Annotated in this window: 14 protein-coding genes; 1 reads left to right on the top strand and 13 read right to left on the bottom strand. The window is 43.1% G+C overall.

The features are described from left to right. Positions 1-104: 104 nt before the first annotated feature. The 6 genes from MH117_RS02015 to MH117_RS01990 all read right to left on the bottom strand — a co-directional run bounded on the left by MH117_RS02015 (position 105) and on the right by MH117_RS01990 (position 8,323). Entirely contained in the window at positions 105-1,103 is a 999-nt protein-coding gene (locus MH117_RS02015) for an ABC transporter ATP-binding protein (protein WP_239326860.1), read from the bottom strand. After that, positions 1,100-2,122 (bottom strand): ABC transporter ATP-binding protein, encoded by a 1,023-nt coding sequence (locus tag MH117_RS02010; protein WP_239326858.1) that lies wholly within the window; start codon positions 2,120-2,122, stop codon positions 1,100-1,102. The genes MH117_RS02015 and MH117_RS02010 overlap by 4 nt, the downstream gene beginning before the upstream one ends. Then, complete coding sequence (locus MH117_RS02005; RefSeq protein WP_239326856.1) at positions 2,089-3,081, bottom strand: ABC transporter permease; 993 nt, start codon at positions 3,079-3,081, stop codon at positions 2,089-2,091. The genes MH117_RS02010 and MH117_RS02005 overlap by 34 nt, the downstream gene beginning before the upstream one ends. Next, the gene (locus MH117_RS02000) at positions 3,078-4,049 is read right to left on the bottom strand and encodes an ABC transporter permease (RefSeq protein WP_239326854.1); all 972 of its coding nucleotides are present in this window, start codon (positions 4,047-4,049) and stop codon (positions 3,078-3,080) included. The genes MH117_RS02005 and MH117_RS02000 overlap by 4 nt, the downstream gene beginning before the upstream one ends. A 79-nt stretch (positions 4,050-4,128) precedes the next feature. Further along, positions 4,129-5,823, bottom strand: a complete 1,695-nt coding sequence (locus MH117_RS01995) for an ABC transporter substrate-binding protein (protein ID WP_239327727.1) — start codon at positions 5,821-5,823, stop codon at positions 4,129-4,131. 598 nt (positions 5,824-6,421) lie between these two features. Then, complete coding sequence (locus tag MH117_RS01990; RefSeq protein WP_239326852.1) at positions 6,422-8,323, bottom strand: NBR1-Ig-like domain-containing protein; 1,902 nt, start codon at positions 8,321-8,323, stop codon at positions 6,422-6,424. Positions 8,324-8,408: 85 nt separating this feature from the next. On the opposite strand from MH117_RS01990, the gene MH117_RS01985 reads away from it, so the two are divergent. Further along, positions 8,409-9,671 carry a LamG-like jellyroll fold domain-containing protein gene (locus MH117_RS01985; protein WP_239326850.1) on the top strand — a complete coding sequence of 421 codons (1,263 nt, stop codon included), beginning with the start codon at positions 8,409-8,411 and terminating at the stop codon, positions 9,669-9,671. Between the two features lie 267 nt (positions 9,672-9,938). On the opposite strand, the gene MH117_RS01980 is transcribed toward MH117_RS01985, so the two are convergent. The 7 genes from MH117_RS01980 to MH117_RS01950 all read right to left on the bottom strand — a co-directional run bounded on the left by MH117_RS01980 (position 9,939) and on the right by MH117_RS01950 (position 20,665). Further along, a complete protein-coding gene (locus MH117_RS01980) occupies positions 9,939-10,274 on the bottom strand; it encodes a hypothetical protein (protein WP_239326848.1) in 336 nt (111 codons plus the stop codon). A 42-nt stretch (positions 10,275-10,316) separates the two neighbouring features. Further along, positions 10,317-10,448 (bottom strand): hypothetical protein, encoded by a 132-nt coding sequence (locus MH117_RS26465; RefSeq protein WP_275444469.1) that lies wholly within the window; start codon positions 10,446-10,448, stop codon positions 10,317-10,319. Positions 10,449-10,456: 8 nt separating this feature from the next. After that, entirely contained in the window at positions 10,457-10,738 is a 282-nt protein-coding gene (locus MH117_RS01975) for a hypothetical protein (protein WP_239326846.1), read from the bottom strand. Between the two features lie 1,439 nt (positions 10,739-12,177). Further along, positions 12,178-13,047, bottom strand: coding sequence for an RHS repeat-associated core domain-containing protein (locus tag MH117_RS01965; protein WP_239326844.1), 870 nt, complete (start codon positions 13,045-13,047; stop codon positions 12,178-12,180). Then, positions 13,044-14,522 carry a hypothetical protein gene (locus MH117_RS01960; RefSeq protein ID WP_239326842.1) on the bottom strand — a complete coding sequence of 493 codons (1,479 nt, stop codon included), beginning with the start codon at positions 14,520-14,522 and terminating at the stop codon, positions 13,044-13,046. The genes MH117_RS01965 and MH117_RS01960 overlap by 4 nt, the downstream gene beginning before the upstream one ends. Positions 14,523-15,127: 605 nt before the next feature. After that, positions 15,128-15,457, bottom strand: coding sequence for a hypothetical protein (locus MH117_RS01955; protein ID WP_239326840.1), 330 nt, complete (start codon positions 15,455-15,457; stop codon positions 15,128-15,130). Positions 15,458-15,484: 27 nt separating this feature from the next. Next, the gene (locus MH117_RS01950; RefSeq protein ID WP_239326838.1) at positions 15,485-20,665 is read right to left on the bottom strand and encodes an RHS repeat domain-containing protein; all 5,181 of its coding nucleotides are present in this window, start codon (positions 20,663-20,665) and stop codon (positions 15,485-15,487) included. Positions 20,666-20,788: the final 123 nt, after the last annotated feature.

The following is a 20,788-nucleotide window of genomic DNA, read 5'->3' as shown; positions in this document are numbered from 1 at the left end:
GCTATTGATCCTCCAAAGGCTTGTTTGTCATTTCGTGTAACTTGAGTCTTACTTGATATCTCAGCCGTTATCACAATCTTTCACATCCGAATCATAACCTGCTATTAGATGACTACTGAATGCGGAATCGCCTCCAATGGATAATGACAAGCAACTTGGCGATCCGCTGTCATCGTGACAAGCTCGGGCGATAGGACACGACACTTGTCCTGCGCGTAAATACAGCGCGGATGGAACCGGCATCCCGACGGTGGGTTGGCAGGAGAAGGAACATCTCCTTGCAATACAATCCGTTCCTGCTTCCGGTGCGGAGAAGGTCGTGGAATAGCCGACAACAATGCAGCTGTGTAAGGATGCCTCGGATTAGCAAACAACTCCTCCGTACGGCCAACTTCTACCAGCCTGCCCAGATACATCACGCCGATGCGATCTGATATATGACGGACTACATTTAGTCCATGCGCAATAAAGAGGAACGTTAATCCGAGTTCCTTTTGGAGCTTCATCAATAGATTTAATACTTGCGACTGGACGGACACATCCAATGCTGACACCGCTTCATCCGCTACAATAAAGCGTGGATTTAACGCTATTGCCCTGGCGATGCCGATACGCTGCCGTTGTCCACCTGAGAACTCATGCGGATAACGATTGCGCCTTGTCGCATCCAAGCCTACCAGTTCCATAAGTTCCACTACTCTTTTATCAATCTCCGCAGCCGATACTTGTTGATGAACACGTAAAGGCTCACCGATAATATCCCGAATATGGAACCGTGGGTTGAGCGATCCAAACGGATCTTGGAAAATAATTTGCATATCCTGCCGCAAATGACGCAACTGCTTCGCATTCATTTGCTGTACGCTTCGGCCATCAAAGAACACTTCCCCGCTTGTCGGCTTCTGCAGCTGTAAAATTGCCCGCCCCAGCGTTGACTTCCCGCAGCCGGATTCGCCAACAAGCCCGAATGTCTCCCCCTGATGAATACCAAAGGTAACATCGTCCACTGCCTTCACATGACCGATTACCCGATTCAACAGTCCTGTCTTGATTGGAAAATACTTTTTAAGATGTTGGACATCAATAAGCGGCTGTTGTGTCATGAGCGGTGCACCTCCGTAACGGAATCAACTGGATTCGTTGCTCCCTCAGAGCCATAAAGCAAGCAGGCGACGTAATGATCCGATCGATATTCATTTAGTCCTGGCTCTTGCTGGCGACATTTATCTTCCGCCTTTACGCATCGAGGGTTAAAGCGACATCCCGCAGGAAGGTTATTAATGCTGGGTATCGTTCCTGGGATCGTATACAACTCCTCGCCTCGTGTGCCCTCCAATCCCGGAATGGAATTAAGCAGGCCAATCGTGTAAGGATGTGACGGATGATCAAAAATATCCAGAACCGTTCCCTCTTCCACGATCTTGCCTGCGTACATTACCGCGATCCGGTCGGCCATCTCTGCCGCTACCCCCATATCGTGGGTAATGAGTACAATCGCCATACCTAGCTCATCCTGCAAGCGTCGCAGCAGTTCTAGAATCTGAGCTTGGACCGTTACATCTAGTGCGGTTGTAGGCTCATCGGCAATTAACAGCGCGGGCTTGCATACCAGCGCCATCGCTATCACAACCCGCTGCCGCATCCCGCCCGACATCTCATGCGGGTATTGCTTGGCGCGCAGCTCCGGGTCAGGTATCCCGACCATATGCAGCATATCAACGGCTTGCCGCCATGCCTCTGGGCGGCTAATCCGCTGATGCAGCTGTAGGCTCTCCGCGATCTGGTCGCCAATTGTAAAGACAGGATTAAGCGCAGACATCGGGTCCTGAAATATCATCGCAATTCGCTCGCCGCGAATCTGAATCATATCTTTCTGTGACTTGGCAGCCAGATCATCTCCATTAAAACGAATACTGCCCTCAAAGATCGTTCCGCCAGCATAATTGACGAGCCGCATAATGGATAGCGAGGCGACACTTTTGCCACTGCCGGATTCTCCTACGATACAGAGGGTCTTGCCCTTTTCCACGCTGAGGGATATTCGGTCCGTGGCTTTGGCAATCCCTTTCTCAGTTACAAATCCCGTGGTCAAATTTTGGATTTCAAGAAGTTTTCCCGCCATTGCTGTAACCTCCTGCGTGGAATTTTCACTTTCTTGCGCGGGTCAAATGCGTCGCGAATGCCATCCCCGATAAAGTTGACAGCTAGGACGACTAAAAAGATGCACAGCCCAGGATAAAGCGCTTGCATGGGATCTACCAACATAAATTGCTGTGCGTTGCTTAACATGAGTCCCCAACTCGTATCCGGAAGCTGGACACCTAATCCCAAATAAGATAATCCTGACTCGGCTAATATGGCCCCCCCTACCATTAACGTAGCGTTAACGATAATTGGAGCTGTTGAATTACGGAGCAAATGCCGCCCAATAATAGACCAACTTGATACACCAATTGCTCTCGCCGCCTCTACATACTGCATCTCACGAAGCTGCAGGAACGTACCACGAACGAGCCGCGCAGAACCCATCCAGCTTGTAAATCCCATGATTATGATCATGTAGCTGAACTTAGAACCAAAAATAGAAAGCACCAAAATATTTAGAAACAATGTTGGAATGGAATTCATCACATCTACGATTCGCATAAAAAAAGTGTCTACGAAGCCGCCAAAATAGCCTGAAACCGATCCGATGATCGTTCCGATCACCACAGAGATGATTGCCACAGAAAAACCAACCAAGAGGGATACTTGACTGCTGTAGATGAGTCGCGTCAAGATGTCTCGTCCCAGTTCATCTGTTCCGAACAGATGGTTGGGACTGCCTGCTGGCAGGTTCGCATTTAATAAATCGATGGCAGCCGGATCGTAAGGAGCGATAACACGAGCGGAGAGGGCAACGATCACGAAAAATAACAAAACAACTAGTCCTGACACGGCAAATGGATTGCTCATAAATTTCTTAAATGCCATTTGCCACAAGCCAATTGGTTTCTCAGAGGGAGGAAGAGGGAGGACGGGTTGAAGATCTGTGTCACGTCCAGGCTCAGGCTGAAGCTCTTTGAGGTTGGCCACGCTCATGATGAGACGCCCCCTTTACGACCAATCTGTACACGAGGATCTACGATAGCATACAAAATATCTGCGATTAAATTTCCGATAACCACGATAACAGCTGTAATGAGCGTAATTGCCATCAAGACTGAGTATTCCCGGGCAACTGCCATTTCGATAAACAGTCGTCCCATGCCAGGCCAGTTAAATACACTTTCTGTAATAGCAGCACCCCCTACTAGAATAGGTAAATCCAGCCCTAAAATCGTAATAATCGGTATCATCGCATTTCGCAACGCATGACGGAACACGACTCTTCTTTCCTTCATTCCTTTAGCCCGTGCTGTTCGAATGTAGTCTTGATCGAGTACCTCCAACATGCTTGTGCGTGAATATTTAACATATGAAGCCAAAAATCCCAATGTCAGAACAGAAACGGGAAGAATTAAATGCATGAAAAGGTCGCCAATATTACCTTCTTTCCCCATCGTGTACATGTCGGACAAAGGAAGCAGATCCCATTTGATCGATATAAGTTCCTGCAGCATAATACCAAACCAAAATACAGGCATAGCAAATCCGATGTAGGAAATCATCGATGCTGTCTGATCAGAGATTCCATATTCAGACGTACTGTTATAAATTCCCCAAGGAATTGCAATCAGCATTGCGAACAGCCAAGCAACTCCCATTAAAATGACTGTGTTCTGCACAGTAGGCCAGAGAATATCCGAGACGGGGAGATTGTTCTTAAATGTCTGTCCAAGATCTCCTTGCAGCATGTCGCCCAGCCATCGTGCATATTGAATATATACCGGCTGATCCAATCCCAGGTTATGTGCTTGAATTCTGCCCGCTTCCTGAGATAAGCCCGGTGATAGAAAGATCTGTGTCGGTCCCCCTGGGGCCGCATGGATGAGACCGAAGGTCACGATCGAGATCAGAAATATAACTAGCAGCGACTGAAGTACGCGGCGGATCAGGAATTCCGTCATGAAATAATCCTCCTAAACCATAAAGGGGAGGGAGTTAACTCCCCTCCCCTCGTCCGGTGTTGTCTAATGGTTGTTGACCTTATTCAACCCACCAGTTGATAATGCGGAACATATAACCGTATGCAAGTGAAGGTTCTGGTTTATCTTCTTCTGCATATTTGACTTTAGGACCTAAGCCTTGCGGTGTTCCGTATTGATATAGGAATACATAAGGAAGATTAGTAGAAATTTCTTTGCCAATTTCCTGATACACTTTCTTGCGCTCATTCTGATCAACGACAGAGTACCCTTTCACCCACAATTGATCCAACTTATCATTTTTATACCAGCCTGCATTTTGTCCTGGCGGGAAATATTTTGAAGAGAAAATACTTTCCGAGTTCGGATCAGGATCTGTCAAAGACCAAGCAGCTAAAATAGCTTGATATTTCCCTGGATTAATGTTCTGTTCCTGCCATGCCGCAAAGTCGATTCCTCTTGGCTTGACCTCGATGCCTACATCTTTTAAGTTCTGTTGAATAACAGCAGCCACTTGTTCGCGGCGGTTGTTGCCTGTATTGTACTGCAGCTCAAAGGAGAAGCGATTGCCATCCTTCGTTAATACACCATCGTCACCGACTTTCCAGCCGTCCTCTTCCAGCAGCTTCTTCGCTTGTGCCCCATCATAGCTATAATTGACGGCAGCCTCTCCAGGATCTGCCCACGAGCCTGGCAAGAATGGCGAATTCATCAGCTTGCCGGTTCCTTTCAAAATGTTGTCAACCATACCTTGGCGGTTAAGCGCGTAGGCGATTGCCTGTCTAGTCTTCTCCCCCGTAAACAAGCTTACGTTGCCCGGGAAGTTCTCGCCCTTAAAGTTAAAGCCGAGGTATTCATACAGCGGCCCTGGGGCAAGCACGACATTCAGATTTTCTTTGCTCTGAACAGCGGCAAGCTGTGTAACCGGAATAGCCGAGACGCTATCAATGTCACCTTTAATCAGCGCCTGTACTTCCGTATTTTGATCGGCGTATATTTTGTACACGACCTTAGCGATATGAGGTTTCTTAGCCCCCCAATAGCTTGGATCGATATCAAAGCTTAAGTACTGTTTCTGTTTCCATTCGGTCCATTTCCATGGTCCGTTGGTTACCGTCTTCGTTGGGTCTGCACCAAATGGGTGCTTTTTGAGTTCTTTTGCAGGGACATCTTTTAAGATGTGGTTAGGGATAAGACTGAGTCTAAGGGAGTAGAGGAATGGGGCATATACTTGCTTCAGCTTGATTTGAACCGTATTGGCATCCACTTTGGTCACAGTGTCTACCTTATCGAAGGAGCTAATACCTGGTGAGCCAACATCCGGGTTGCGGGTAGTATTAATGGAAAAGATAAGATCGTCGGCCGTAACCGGTTGGCCGTCGCTCCATTTGGCTTCCGGCTTTAATTTGATCGTATAAGTCTTGGAGTCCTCACTGATCTGCGGCAGTTCTGCCGCTAGCGACCAAGGCTCTGCTACAACATTGGCTTTACGATCAACATCGTACAAATTAGCAAAAATCAAGTTAATGGCATCGCCTGAAGAAGTGTCGCTGGCAAATAGCGGATTCGCTGTCACGATGTCTGTGAAGGTGCCTAGCGTAATGGCGCCTCCGTCTTTCGGTGTCTGCACCGTATTTTCCTTTACTGGTTCGGTCTTGGTGTCGGATGGCTTAGGTTGTTCCTTAGGTGGGTTCGTAGTTGAATTTGAACTACTGCACGCGGATAACAAGCTCCCAATAAGTACCACAATCAGCATTAAGGACGTCCACTTCTTTTTTACCACATTATTTCCCCTCTCAAATTTGTACTTTGTGTGAAGGTTATATTTTCCTCAACATTGTACCACCTACTCTAGTGCACGGGTAGTAAAATGATGGAAAATATTTATAAATGATTAATATTATTTTAAAGATTGTTACGAGATCTATTTTTACAATGCGATAAAGCTGATGTTCCTTATACTAGAGCAGCATTCAACACAAGTCTGGTTCATCATATATGGACACTATTGACGCCCAAATACGCTAAATCGTGAGATATCGATACATATTCGCGTCATGGAAAGCGCATTCATAAAATTTGTTACAGCCAACAAATCCGTGCAGCTTCACCATTGCAGAAAGTAAATAAATGCATACTATCCACCTCTTGCGAACGATTTACAGCGTCGTCGCTTTGCACTGTTTATGCGTAACACTGGTAAAATATTTATGAGAGTAATTAGCATGGATAGTATGATAGATGAAGGACGCGATTTACTCCTTTTTATGATATGCGCTTGCTAGTTTCATCACATCACGGGTGGTTACAACGTCTCCTTGACTATACAAATGCAGAAAAACTAGCTGAATCAGCTAGTTTTTCGCTCGTTCTAATTTGATATTGTCCGCATATGCTGTCCCAGTTGCCCCGCTATCTGCAACCACTCGTACGAGCACATGAACGGTTTTACTATTTGTCACGAATGCTACCGTGCCATGATTCCACTTTTGCTGTTCCCCCGAATAATAGCCTGCATGATCCAGAACTACATTATTGCTTTCATCCAGTTCTAACATATCAACGTAAAAGCTGCCTTTCGTTAAACTGTTAAAAAGGCTTGCACTCAGGACGTACTTTTGCGAAGAGAGTACTGGGATAAGCACGGAATCTGATGTAGTACTGACGACTTCATTTTCTGCTGCAAACTTAATTGACTTACTGCCGTCAGTCGACTTTAACGAATCATAACTCATATGAGGGGATAATTGCCATAATTCTGACCGCTCAAAGCTGTGATTAGGAATGAGGTTACGACTGGTAGATGTAGAGCGCAGCCGACCTAATTCATCATATACATACTCTTTCTTCTGATTAGCCGATATTATATACGCCAATTGGTTATTGGGATCATAATAATACGTGCTTAATTTGTCTTTGTTTACATTTACTTTCTCTCTTACCCTAACCTGCTTGGTCACCGTATTCCCGAACCAAGTTACTCCATCTTGCACCATACGCCAGTCCGTCGTATATGCACCCGGTTTATCCGGTGCTTTCATTGGAAATGTAAAGGTATATGTATCCCCATACTTGATTTTTTGTCCTATAGGAATAAAATGTCTACCTAACGCAAATGAATCTCCATCGTCTACAGCACCTAAGCGCACACTCGTCGACTCTGACCACTCGTGAGTGCCCGTATTTTTCACCGTAATGCTTGCCGTATATTCTTCCCCTGCATATAGAAAATCAGGTAATCTATACGCCGTTATCTCGGCATTTAAAGCTTCCCTCTCCTTCACTCTGACCTGCTTAGCTACCGTATCCCCAAACCAACTCACTCCATCTTGAACCATACGCCAATCCGTCGTATAAACGCCCGGTTTATCCGGTGCTTTCATTGAAAAGGCAAAAGTATATGTATCCCCGTACTTAATATTTTGTCCTGCAGGAATCACATGTCTCCCTAGCGCGAAAGAATCTCCATCGTCTACAGCACCTAAGCGAACGCTCATTGACTCCGACCATTCTTGAGAGCCCACGTTTTTAACAGTGATATTAGCCATATAATCTTCACCAGCGTATAGAACATCAGGCAACTGACTAGTCAAAATCTTGGCATCTAGCGCTTGTGATGGCCCAATATAAATATCATCTAAATAGGCCCGGAAGGAGCCTACTTCATCATTTGTGAGGTCATCATAGCCAACTAACACCTTTTTTATCTTCTTGCCGCTGAACAAATCCAGCTTTATTTGCACATGATGCCACTCATTTAACGACGTATTTCGAAATGCGGGATGAACTCTACTACCAGTCTGGTCTGTTACACCTGAATCACGTAATGTCGTACTATCGTCAAATATGAGGTCTATCGCGATTTTTTTACTTTGCTGCCCACCGTGATGATAAATCCAATAACTAAGAACCATTCCTTGATCTACCTTTAGATCCAGCCCATCATATAACTTATAATATATAAAACTATCTTTGATCGAGCTATTATCTGTACCTGCTATCCTGTAAAAATACTGTCCATTCTTCGCATAGACTCCCATATCCGGACTTGGAACTGTAGAACCTTCAGGCAATATGCCTGACAAATATCCTCCAACCTCACTTTGTTGCTCAACTACCATCCCTAAGCTGTCATTGACATCTTTCTCAAATGTATTATGCAAAGTATTAGCAGATACCGCGGCATAGGCTGTATGGTCAGCAACCACGAGAATCATACTCAAGACAAATACCATTACTATTCTTATTTTTCTCATAGATCCCCCTATTATTTACATAGTGCTAAATTCTAATATATAGTATGCTGTTATATTGTGACAGGTAATATTATCTAACTATTACATGAATTCAGGAGGAATTAATTTTGAAGGGATTTATCTCAAGCTTCCAGGGAAAGAGTCTAATATACTAACACTTTTTCTAATGTGTAACTCCATAGTCTACGCCAGCCCAATTTACCAATACAAATATGATGCCAATGGCAATCTGATCAAGGTGATCAAAGCGGATGAGGATTTGTCAGGCTATTCTCCTTCACCACAAATATATAAAACTTTTAGTCATGATCTCAAGCTGCCCATCTCGGTACCCTCGGTTAGTCAACAAGAAGGGGCCATGACAACCGTTCAGTTTTGGATGAAATGGAACGGTGTTGATGATGTCATGCCATTTACTTGGAACTCAGGATATAACATCTGGTTGAATAGCGGTGTTTTAGGATTTAATACTTCCAATGGAGATCTATATGGTGTCCCAGTTAGTAATATTGAAAACAAGTGGGTACTAGTTACCGCAGTATTTAGCAATGGAGATGTTAAAAAAAGTAGATTATACATAAACGCTCAAGAACAAAAATTGCAATCTTATGGAACACACGCTGCAATTTCTGTGTCACAAGGAGCCACAGTAGGTGGATGGGAACGGAATGATGCGTATCGTTACGGAGGAGATCTTGCTGGGCTAAAAATTTGGAGTACAGAACTCTCAAAAGGCGATATATTAACGTATATGCAGGAGCTTAACACCCCAATCCAGAAAGGCCATCTCTTAGGCCAATGGGATCTATTTGATTCTCCTAAGGCATCGCTTGCTTTTAAAATGAACAGTAGATACATGTTGGACAATCTTCCTGTAAATAAAGAACCAACTGGAAAAACTACCGTACAGTTCTGGATGAAATGGGATGGAACTTCATCTCAAATGCCCTTTAGCTGGGATTCCACCTATACTTTGTTTATACAGGGCCACTTATTTGGCTTCAATACTGGCAAAGGCGATGTATATGGAACTATTAGTGAACCTCTAAAGAACAAATGGGTACATGTAACAGCTATTTTTTCTAATGATAATGTGTACGATAGTGAATTGTACATTAACGGAAAGAAGCAGAGCCTTACAAAGTATGGGGAGGCGGCAGCTCCAAAAGTATCCGACAGTGCCGTGATATCTGGTTGGATTCAAGACAGGAATCACCGGTTCAAGGGTAATTTGTATCAGCTGAAAATCTGGAGTAGAGCCTTGGCAGAATCAGAAATTAACAACGAAATGTTCACTACAAATACAACTGCTGAGTACGTGGACTTTGAAATGAACGGAAGAGGATAATCATTGCGTAGTATTCAGAAAAAAAATTAGATATTAAAGCCGTCATGAATGATCCATTCATGACGGCCTTTTGTTTATGTGCAGTTTTGTACAGTTACTTTACATAGCATCTTTGCAAGATTGATTACCTTCCGTTACTTGTGCAGGAGCTTACAATCGCAATTATAGCAATTTATAACTCCCTTTTCTCTTCTTATGGAATCCCCGTCCATCTGCTATAGGCCATAAAATGCGATCCTTCCGATAAAGATAAATACCATGAGCCCTTCATCGGAAAATAAACACCAGCATCCAGCTTTCCGTCTGATATCCTGTACCCTGCATGAGCAGTTTTAGATGCTGTTCAATAGCTTTCATCTCTTCCTTACAGTTACGTATACGACGAATGTGACTTTGTATGATAAAGTCCCGTTCTGCTTGGTAATCTCGTGTTGTATCCCCATCTTCTTTAATCATGGAGAATATCTTCTCAGCTTTCTTGATCGAACAGGCAAAATTGCTCGGCTTTAACAGAAACTCTCTTAGTTCTTTGACAGTTGTTCCCTTCAACAAGTGATGAGAGGGATATTGTTCAAAGAACGCCAGTGATGTCTTCCCATCCAATTCAGCAAAGAACTTCCGATAACTTGGGTAATGATGGCCTAATTAGGCATGAAGCTGATTAATGAGAACGGTTAAGTTCGTTGCCGCTGCTGTTCTTGTTGTTATGAGTTGAGCGATTACCCAATACTGATCCATAGGCTTCGCAGTCAGTAATGATTCGAATTTATCAATCAATACATGACCTACACATTCCGCATCCCATTCATCTGATTTCTGTACAATAGGATTGGCTTTATGAATGCCATTAGGCAGAGCAGGGTGACTTCTTTAACGGTGTGCTTCTGTTCTACAAGATACACCGCTAAGGCTTTCCCGTAACCACCTTTATCTTCTAATCCATATACAGGAGAAATTCCTTTTCGGATATATTTCTTTGCCTCAGCAACAAGCTTTGGGAACTCACTTGGCTTATTATCTAACTTAAAAGATCCTAATCTTCGCTTAAAACCATTCAAAAAACACATCCGTATGATGATTCTTATGTAAGTCAATTCCTATAAACAAATGCTTGAGTTGTATTTCTTCTTCCGGTGCATAGTTCTCCATCTCATTTCCCCTGAGGATTTCGTAACTCTACTCTAAAATAAGGAGGTTAACATCCTCATTTCGAGTGGTCAGCGCCACAATGATACCTTGGTTATATCCTTCTTATTGTGTGTTGTTTTATCATTAGATAGGCCTGATGCAGGCCTATTGCTTCAATAGCTCCATACTTTATTTCCCTTTTGGGCTTTATAACCAAAGGCTGCTCTTTCTCCTGCATACCCGCCTGTCTGGGCTTTCTTGTTACGACCTCTTCATGATATCATGAAAGATTGATCCAATGAAATTACGCTACTGTTACTTTACTCACAACACCAACTAGTGTTGCACATGGTACTGCAATTGTATCTTCCCATTGCTCCGCCGCAACACATTCAAAGTCAAGAGTAGGACGTGTGCTCATTTCTTTTTCGATTTCCCTACGGTATATCCAGTGACTTGTCGTTGCTCAAGTTCACCGTTCATTATCTCATTAATTCTTTCGAGTAATTTGGGTTTAGGCTTCTCAAATGAAACCAGATGAGAGCACAAACAGTACTTGTTAAACGAGGGAGGATACTGAACCAACATGTATATTCGAAAAATATCATAAGGGGTTGATGAGAGTTAGGTTCTTTCGTGACATGCCGCCCAATTCATTCGACACTGGGTGGGGCATCAACCAAAGAAAAAACCACAATACGATAGCAAGCCGCATTGTGGTTAAACAAAATTATTACTATTGGAGGCTAATTTAAAGATTTATTAACAGCCTTATTCATCACTCTAACTGTTTATCGCCATCTGTACCTTCTTTTAATTTATATACCTTTGGGTTAACAAAATAAGATAAAAATACAAATAACAAAATAAAAATTACTGTGATTATGAACAATAGAAACCTAGTAACAACGATACTGTTTACTTCATCCATAATGTATTTTTCTAGTTTATCACCATAGAAAGCATCCAGATAATAACTCAAAAATATACCAGTAATAAAACTAGTGTAAAAATAAACTTTTCTTTTCCAAGGCCATTCATACAACTGTGAACATTTACATTTATGCGCCTTCCATTGACCACTAAAAATTAGCCATTTCAATGGAAGCGGATTATTACATTGAAAGCATCTTAATTTTCGCAATTAGATAATCTATCCTCCTCTCATTTATCATTTTGTAATTTAGATTTAATTGTAGTGACATTTAGTTCTTTTTTTATAAAGTTTTTGATGTTTACTTGAAGTATTGCTTGTGCTCTATTTTACCTGACGGGGCAATATCAATCATAAACATAGAGCGTACACCTCCCTTATTATTGTAAAGCCAGTATACTTCTCTATTAAATGTGCCCGACTCTGTCTTTGGTGTGAATTCCGTTATCCTGAATGTTCTATTGCAGCCAGAGTAGTTGCCACCCAGAGACTCGCTTTCACCCCACCCGTAGTGATATCTAAAACAGTGTTAACATAAAATCCTGAAAGGAAGTTTTCAACCTTAGCTTCTGATTCTGACTTTTCAAATGAGTACCTAACCGCTTTAAATGAAGCACCCATCTTCTCATAAAATTCAGCACGCTCGGCATACATATTTCCATTTACTATTTTATTTTCATCATAGTAAAATCTTTGCGTGTCTCCAGTAATACTTATATCGGCATACTTTCTGAATATTGATTTATAAATAACTTGAGTATCTTTTGACACAAGATAATGTGGCATTGTATTACTATAGACTGTTTCATTTTTCGAAATACCATTGACAGATTTAAAGGTCACATTATATCCTATGGTTTCCTTTCCATGAACAATGGTTCCCCCGAAATCACTAACAAAATCAGAAACTCTACCATACTCATGACCTGTTGGATCACTATAGATCAGAGGATTATTTGCCACATACAAATACAAATTCAAACTCAGCGGATTCTTGATGTCCCCTTCATACGTATCCTCATTAATAAACCGCCCCATGCTTGGATCGTACCATCTGGCTCGCAAATACTGGAGTCCCGTTGTCTTATCCCAGTACTCACCTGAGTACTTCAAGATATTCGGTACGGTCTCCTTCTCTTCAAGCGGCTGGCCCCAAATATCATAGCGATATTCATTCAGTTTCTGCCCTTGCTCGTCTACCAACGCGACCACATCACCATGCCCGTTTAGTTGGTAATATTGCATTTTACCGCTGGCAGCATCCTGACGTCCGACTAACTTGCCGTTCAAATCATGGATATATACGTACTTCATCTGGGCCTTGCCGTCCGTTCGTACAGCAGGCCCTCTCCTGTGTAAGAATACGTGACAGGATTGTGAGCACCAGCCGCCTTTACAAGTCTATTCTTCACATCATATTCGTACTGCGCTTCTTGAATTGGCAGCTCACGGGAGCTTTCCAGCGTTAATCGATTGTAACGTGCATCGTAGGAATAACGTTCGTCGAATTCACTAGACGTCTTGATCTGGTTCAACGGTGTGTATGTAAAGCTTGATCCCACGTTATTCTCGTTCCGACTTGTAATGTTGCTATTGGCATCATAACCGTACTGGAACGTATTCATCGCAGCGTTATTTCTCGTATACGCTAATTGGGACAGCTTCACATCGGTATACTGCAACTGTGATACAAAAGCCGTGCCATAGCTTTGCTGCGCTAACTGCCCGTTGCTGAGATAATCGTAGCCAAACGTGTTGGCAGCGGAACCGCCGCTCGTTACGCCTAACGTTTTCAACCGGTTCATGTTGTCGTAGCCTGCATCTACTTTTACGTTGGTCTGTGAAGCCTGAAGCTCATAACCTGTCTGTTTGTTCAAATCATAGCTATTCGTCAACCGTACGCCATCCGGGTATTGAATCTCCGTCAGGAATCCGGATATCGGCTGATATTTATAGCTTGTTGTGCCGCGATGGTCCGTCATGCTCAGGCGTCTGCCTTCGGTATCATACGCGTATTGCACATTGTCATTCCCTGTTACCGTCTGCACCAATTGATTCATATTGTTAAAATGGTTATCCGTCGCCACTCCGCTGCGATCAATGGAACGCACCGGGTTGCTGTTGGCATCGTAATGGTTCCCATTTCCATCCGTAGAGGCTACAACAGCTCCCGCCAAGTTGTACTCTTTCTTCTGAATCGGCACATAGTTCTGCTTATTTTGCAAGGATTCGATCATCAATTCTCGACCGAGTATATCACTTGTGGAGCGTGTTCGGTTCTGTTCCGCATCGATCGTTGTTACGCTTGAGCCAACATCGTCATACTCCACCTTGGATGCATATGTTGTCTGCTTGATGCGACCAAAGGCATCATAACTGTACCATGTCCGATTTCCATAGGCATCGTCCTGCCACAGCAGACGACTTGTGAGCTCATCATAACCATACTTTACTTCGCCCAAGCCTTGCGTCTCTTTCAGTTTGCGACCCAGTGGATCAAACCAAACCTGTTGGACTTCACCTAACGTATTTTTAGCCATGATGTGGTTGGTGCTATCATTGTAAACATAGCTGGCCTGCGCTTGGTTCGGCATCATGACAGATGTTGTGCGGCCTAGACGATCGTATGTGTACGATGTGGTTTGATTGAGACCATCCGTATACGCAAGCATACGTCCAGTCAACGGATCGTACTGTGCTTTCTCCACTATTACGCTTTTCTCCCCATCGGCATTGGTCACTTCCACATCCTGCTGCGTAAAGAACGCATGCTGATATTGGGATAGCACTGGCTCTGGTCACTAATATTAGCTATACTGACTTAAACAGTACAATGGTGGATCTTAAACGGAATGATAGTGTATCCCTTGTGAAGTCCTGTAAAAACGCACTCCTAGGAAACTTCGTCCATGTAAACATTAGCGGCTGTGTATTAGACAAGACGGCTGGCCTATTTCGTATTTTTACCAGTATATGTTATTGGTCGTCACCAAATTTCTATCCTGCACCATAATCATCGCTGTAAGGGTTAGTTATGTTGCGGACAAAATGCTCTTTACTTTGTCTGTCTAAACTCAAGTTGTAGTACCGTTCTACTTAATAGTTGCGATTCCCTGCTCCCCACTGTCTCTATCGCAACAGCTCATTCTACGGTTACGTTAGATCTAAAAATTCGTAAGCAAACGAAGGTAACAAAAAACAGGTCAACTATGGTGGTATCTGACCATAATCAACCTGTTCAATGCAACAGAATATCGTTATTTGGGTTATATAAATAAAGCCTTTAATGTGCGTACAAACAAAATGACGAAGTCTTTTTACAGGTTTTACATGGATTAGATGTGTTATTGGTTGAATGATGGGTTTATTCGGCACTGGGTAGCCCCACCTTTAGTCAGCATCCTTCCCAAAAAATATCCTGTGCTATAATGCTGACCTTCCCTATATCATCAGTACCCGTCAGAATGATTTCTATATTCCTAGCTTCATTATCGACATTTACATTAAGAATTTCATTACTATTTATCAAAAACGAGGACGGTTCAATTTGAAATGAGTTTACGTTCGTGAAAGTTAACACTCCTTCCTGCATTTCAGGTTCAGATTCATCATAATTAGCTTGCTTCCACTGACATAACTCCAGTTTTATTAGAACCTTTTTCTCATCAAGCAAATATTCAACACTCTCTACAATGCTATCGTGCAAGTCGTAAGTCGCTAACAATTCAATTAGTTTAATTCTAATCTCCTCCTATGGGACGATATGAGACGCTTTTGAACCTTTAGCAACAGGATTACCATTAACATCCAGATAGTAATCTACTTTTGTAGTACCATTTGGATTGGTGACATGATAATGATCTTTTCCTTCAAAGCCATTTGCTCCGGGCTTACCGGGATCAAATCTCACCTTCATTCCTGTTGCAGGGTCATTATATTCTCTTGAACTTGTTTTTTTCGCCATACCTTCAGGTGTGACATCTTTCCACCCATTCTTCACCAATTGCTGAGGGTCTTTTGGCAAGTTGTTTGGAGAGAACTTAACATTACCCGTCCCCTTAGAATTAGCAATACCTCCAATACTTCCTATAATAGCATATGCTAAAACTTCATTATATTCATCTTGCTTATACTCAGCGTAACTATCTAGTAATTGTCCTTTAGCCCATTCTGCTCTTCCTAAGGAATGCTTTCCACTATTTGTCTGCGTAAGCAAGGAGTACAGATACTTAAATCTATTATTGTCCGCTTCATTAAATACTGGCGCAAACTCTGTCCCTAAATAACCTCTCCATCTCCACCAACCTTCTGACTTCGTTGATTGAAATTTCATGGCTTCATTTAGGACTAGTTCCAATTCCATAACATCATAAGAATTGATTCGAGCATGTCCACTTGGATCAATAAACTTCAACGGATTATTCTCCACATACGTATACAAATTTAAACTAAGCGGATTCCCTTTATCCCCTTCATACGTATCCTCATTAATAAACCGCCCCATGCTTGGGTCGTACCATCTAGCTCGCAAATACTGGAGTCCTGTTGTCTTATCCCAGTACTCACCTGAGTACTTCAAGATATTCGGTACAGTCTCTTTTTCTTCGAGCGGCTGGCCCCAAATGTCATAGCGATATTCATTCAGTTTCTGCCCTTGCTCATCTACCAACGCGACCACATCACCATGCCCGTTCAGTTGGTAATATTGCATTTTACCGTTGGCAGCATCCTGACGTCCGACTAACTTGCCGTTCAAATCATGGATATATACGTACTTCATCTGGGCCTTGCCGTCCGCACCTACTGATGCTTCCGCCAACAATAAGCTCTTCGCATCATAGTAATAACGGCTCTTGGACTGATTCTCCATCCGTTCGTACAGCAGGCCCTCTCCAGTGTAAGAATACGTGACTGGATTGTGAGTCCCTGTCGCCTTTACAAGCCGATTCTTCACATCATATTCATATTGCGCTTCTTGAATTGGCAGCTCACGGGAGCTTTCCAGCGTTAATCGATTGTAACGTGCATCGTAGGAATAACGTTCGTCGAATTCACTAGACGTCTTGATCTGGTTCAACGGTGTGTATGTAAAGCTTGATCCCCTGTTATTCTCGTTCCGACTGGTAATGTTGCTATTGGCATCATAACCGTACTGGAACGTATTCATCGCAGCGTTATTTCTCGTATACGTTAATTGGGACAGCTTCACATCGGTATACTGCAACTGCGATACAAAAGCCGTGCCATAACTTTGCTGCGCTAACTGCCCGTTACTGAGATAATTGTAGCCAATCGTGTTGGCAGCAGAACCGCCGCTCGTTACGCCTAACGTTTTCAACCGGTTCATGTTGTCGTAGCCTGCATCCACTTTTACGTTTGTCTGTGGAGCCTGAAGCTCATAACCTGTCTGTTTGTTCAAATCATAACTATTCGTCAACCGTACGCCATCCGGGTATTGAATCTCCGTCAGGAATCCGGATATCGGCTGATATTTGTAGCTTGTTGTGCCGCGATGGTCAGTCATGCTCAGGCGTCTACCCTCGGTATCATACGCGTATTGCACATTGTCATTCCCTGTTATCGTCTGCACCAATTGATTCATATTGTTAAAACGGTTATCTGTCGCCACTCCACTGCGATCGATGGAACGCACCGGGTTGCTGTTGGCATCATAATAGAACTTCTGTTCTTGACCCGTACCATTAATACTCTTAATGACTTGCCCCAATTCATCGAACTCTTTCTTGGTGCTTTGCTGGTTGCCATAGGTTGTTGTCACCAAGTTCCCGAGCATATCGTACAGGTAGCTAGTCTGCTGGTTGTCTGCGTCAACAACGGCTAGCAGTTGACCTAACGTATCATACTTGTATGTCGTTTGGTTCCCATTTCCATCCGAAGAGGCTACAACAGCTCCCGCCAAGTTGTACTCTTTCTTCTGAATCGGCACATAGTTCTGCTTGTTCTGCAAAGATTCAATCATCAATTCACGACCGAGTATATCACTTGTGGAGCGTGTTCGGTTCTGTTCCGCATCGATAGTTGTTACGCTTGAACCAACATCATCATACTCCACCTTGGATGACGTCTGATCCGCATACGTTGTCTGCTTGATGCGACCAAAAGCGTCATAGCTATACCACGTCCGGTTTCCATAGGCATCGTCCTGCCACAGCAGACGACCTGTACGCTCGTCATAGCCATACTTTACTTCGCCCAAGCCTTGTGTCTCCCTCAGTTTGCGGCCAAGTGGATCAAACCAAACCTGTTGGACTTCACCTAATGTATTTTTTGCCATGATGTGGTTGGCGCTGTCATTGTACACATAGCTGGCCTGCGCTTGGTTTGGCATCGTGACAGATGTTGTACGGCCTAGACGATCGTATGTGTACGACGTGATCTGATTGAGACCATCCGTGTACGCAAGCAATCGACCAGTCAACGGATCGTACTGCGCTTTCTCCACTACCACGCTTTTCTGCCCATCGGCATTGGTCACTTCCACATCCTGCTGCGTAAGGAACGCATGCTGATACTCCGGCCCATACTGGTATCGGAATACGGTCGGCTTGCCGTTGTTATTGGCGAACACCTTCGTCACATTGCCAAAGCCGTCATACTCAAAGTTCGTGTGCCGCAGTAGTGGTCCACCCTCAGCATTGGCATATGTCTTCGACTCGATTACTGAACCTTGCCCGTTCCGTACATAACGGGTTACGGACTGCTGGTTCGCATCGAACTTGGTCGTTACCGTTTGCGGCAAAGCAAAGGTTGGATCGTAAGTCGTGACGGTGCTAGCCCCCATGCTGCTGGTCTCGCTCGTGATGTTGCCGTCGCGGTCATATTGGCGATTGACTGTCAGGGCAGGACTTTCAGCGCCTCCGTTCCGCTTCTTGGTGACTATCTGGATCGGGTTAGGATTGCCACTTGCTTCGTCATACGCTTGCTGTGAGATGTGCTGTGAAGCTCCTGCTTCTTGGATCGTTTCCAGGTTAAAGAACTTCGGATTGCCATTGTTCCATAGCTTTTTATATCTAAAAGAAGTATTAAGCTCACCATTAGATACGATCATCGTATGTGCTGTGTCTTGGTAATAAGAATATGGATCTGATTCATACCGGAATGTATTATTATTACTTTCTATCACTCGACCATCTGTATACTCCAATACATCTTTACGCTCTACGACTCTATATTGAATTTGTTTAGTTCCACTACTTAAATTCCGTATTTGTGAATCATATGTAAATTGCGTCTTCGCACCCGTCGGGTGGTGAATTTGGTTGATTAAAGCAAAATCATTACGTACATCAGGCTTTTTGGCGTTAAGAACAGTAAATTTAGACTCTGCAAACTTATAAGAATAGTGTGTAGTTCTACCCATCATATCTATAATAGAATGTAAATATTGCAAGTTTTCCGTACCTGGAACCCATCCTTTTTGATAGGTCACCATATCAGTTCCATTTGATACCGTAATATTACTACCGTCACTACTATAATTAAAATAAAGATAATGGCCTGTGCCCGCTATTACTTTCTGTAGAACATACTCCCCTCCATTAAGCCTATAATAATAAAAGTCGTATGAATTACCATACGGATCTTCTTGTCTAATTAGTCTACCATCAAATGAAAAATAATATTTTATTCCATTTTTGTATTTGAGGACATATTCAGAGTAGACTTCATTTACTACCTTGCTCGTATCCATAGAAAGGCTAACATCATGCCAAGGATAATTTACGATCTGGTTGTCACCACCCACTAGGTATACCGATCCACCAGGCATTGCAATATACTTGGAATTACCGCCCATGTGCATGTATGGAATATCCCATGTCCACCCTTTTCCTAACGGAATCCTTTTATCCATCACACGACTACTTGTCCAAGAATCATATGTAGTCCCTTGCCTCATTGTTTCGGATATAAAGTAGGATTGTTCTAGTGGAGCATCCATTGGATATACGTCTAGTTCGTACTTGTTGCCATCTGCCCATACTTCATACGTATCAATTTTTTTCGTTTTGTCTCCATACTCCTCCTCCATGATCTCATGAATTTGGTCATACCGACCATTTATCCCATTAGCAAACTTTCTAGGGGCCTGTGCTACATACTTATTGCTAAAATAAATATCTTTTGAACTCACAGGATATTCAAATTGATATTTCCGTTCCGTTCCAGGTTGCGCTGTATATACTTTGACAGTTAAATTAGGTGAGAAATAAAAACCCAAAAGCCACGTTTGAGTAAAGTTTTTCTCATAATACTCTGCCGCATTACTGTTATAGGATCGTGTTAGATTAAAGGAGAAACCGTTGCGACCAGGTAAACTAATATCCGTCACCTTCATATTAAGTGAACCATCTGAAGTTGATATATCTTCCAATCCGGTACTCACACTATACGGTGCCTGATCCAACCTCACGTGTTGATTTTTCAAACCTAGTTCGTCGTAACTGCTGCTTGTAAGGCTTCTCTTAGAACGCCCATACACCGAACTTGTTACGGTGTTTTTACCATCTGTACCGTCATAAATACCATAGACATTTCCTGTTGCGTTAGCTAGCATATCTAGGTCAAGCAATGGATTTAATCCTTCAAATCCATACGTTACATCTGTTACCGCTGGCGGCTGATACGGCTTTCCTTTTCCAGGAAACAACTTTTCTAACGTCTCGAATAATTTCAAAACGTCAGAATTTTTGTCCAGTGCAGCAGATATATCCTTTAAGCTGTAGCCAGCATTCAGCATTTCAATAATGCTCGACGGTGACACCTTATATTTGGCTGCTACGCTATCAATTGTCAGCAGCGCTCCCTGCTGCTGTCCTTCCAATGCATTGACCGACTGCTGCATGCTCAGAATGCCAGGTGACAATATCTCCAAGCAGAGTGCCACGATCAGGACCCACGATATCTTTCTCATTTTGAGTTTTCCCCTTTTTTATATGTACTATATTAATCTTTCGCCTTGCTGCTTATTCTATGATTCTAGTTCGATTACTTACTCCATGTTCATGGATAAGAGCAGAACTCAATTAAAAACGAA

The organism is Paenibacillus sp. ACRRX, assembly GCF_022346885.1.
Taxonomy (GTDB): Bacteria; Bacillota; Bacilli; order Paenibacillales; family Paenibacillaceae; genus Paenibacillus_B.
Note: the sequence above shows the minus strand (reverse complement) of the source record. Positions and strands in the feature narration are given on the sequence as shown.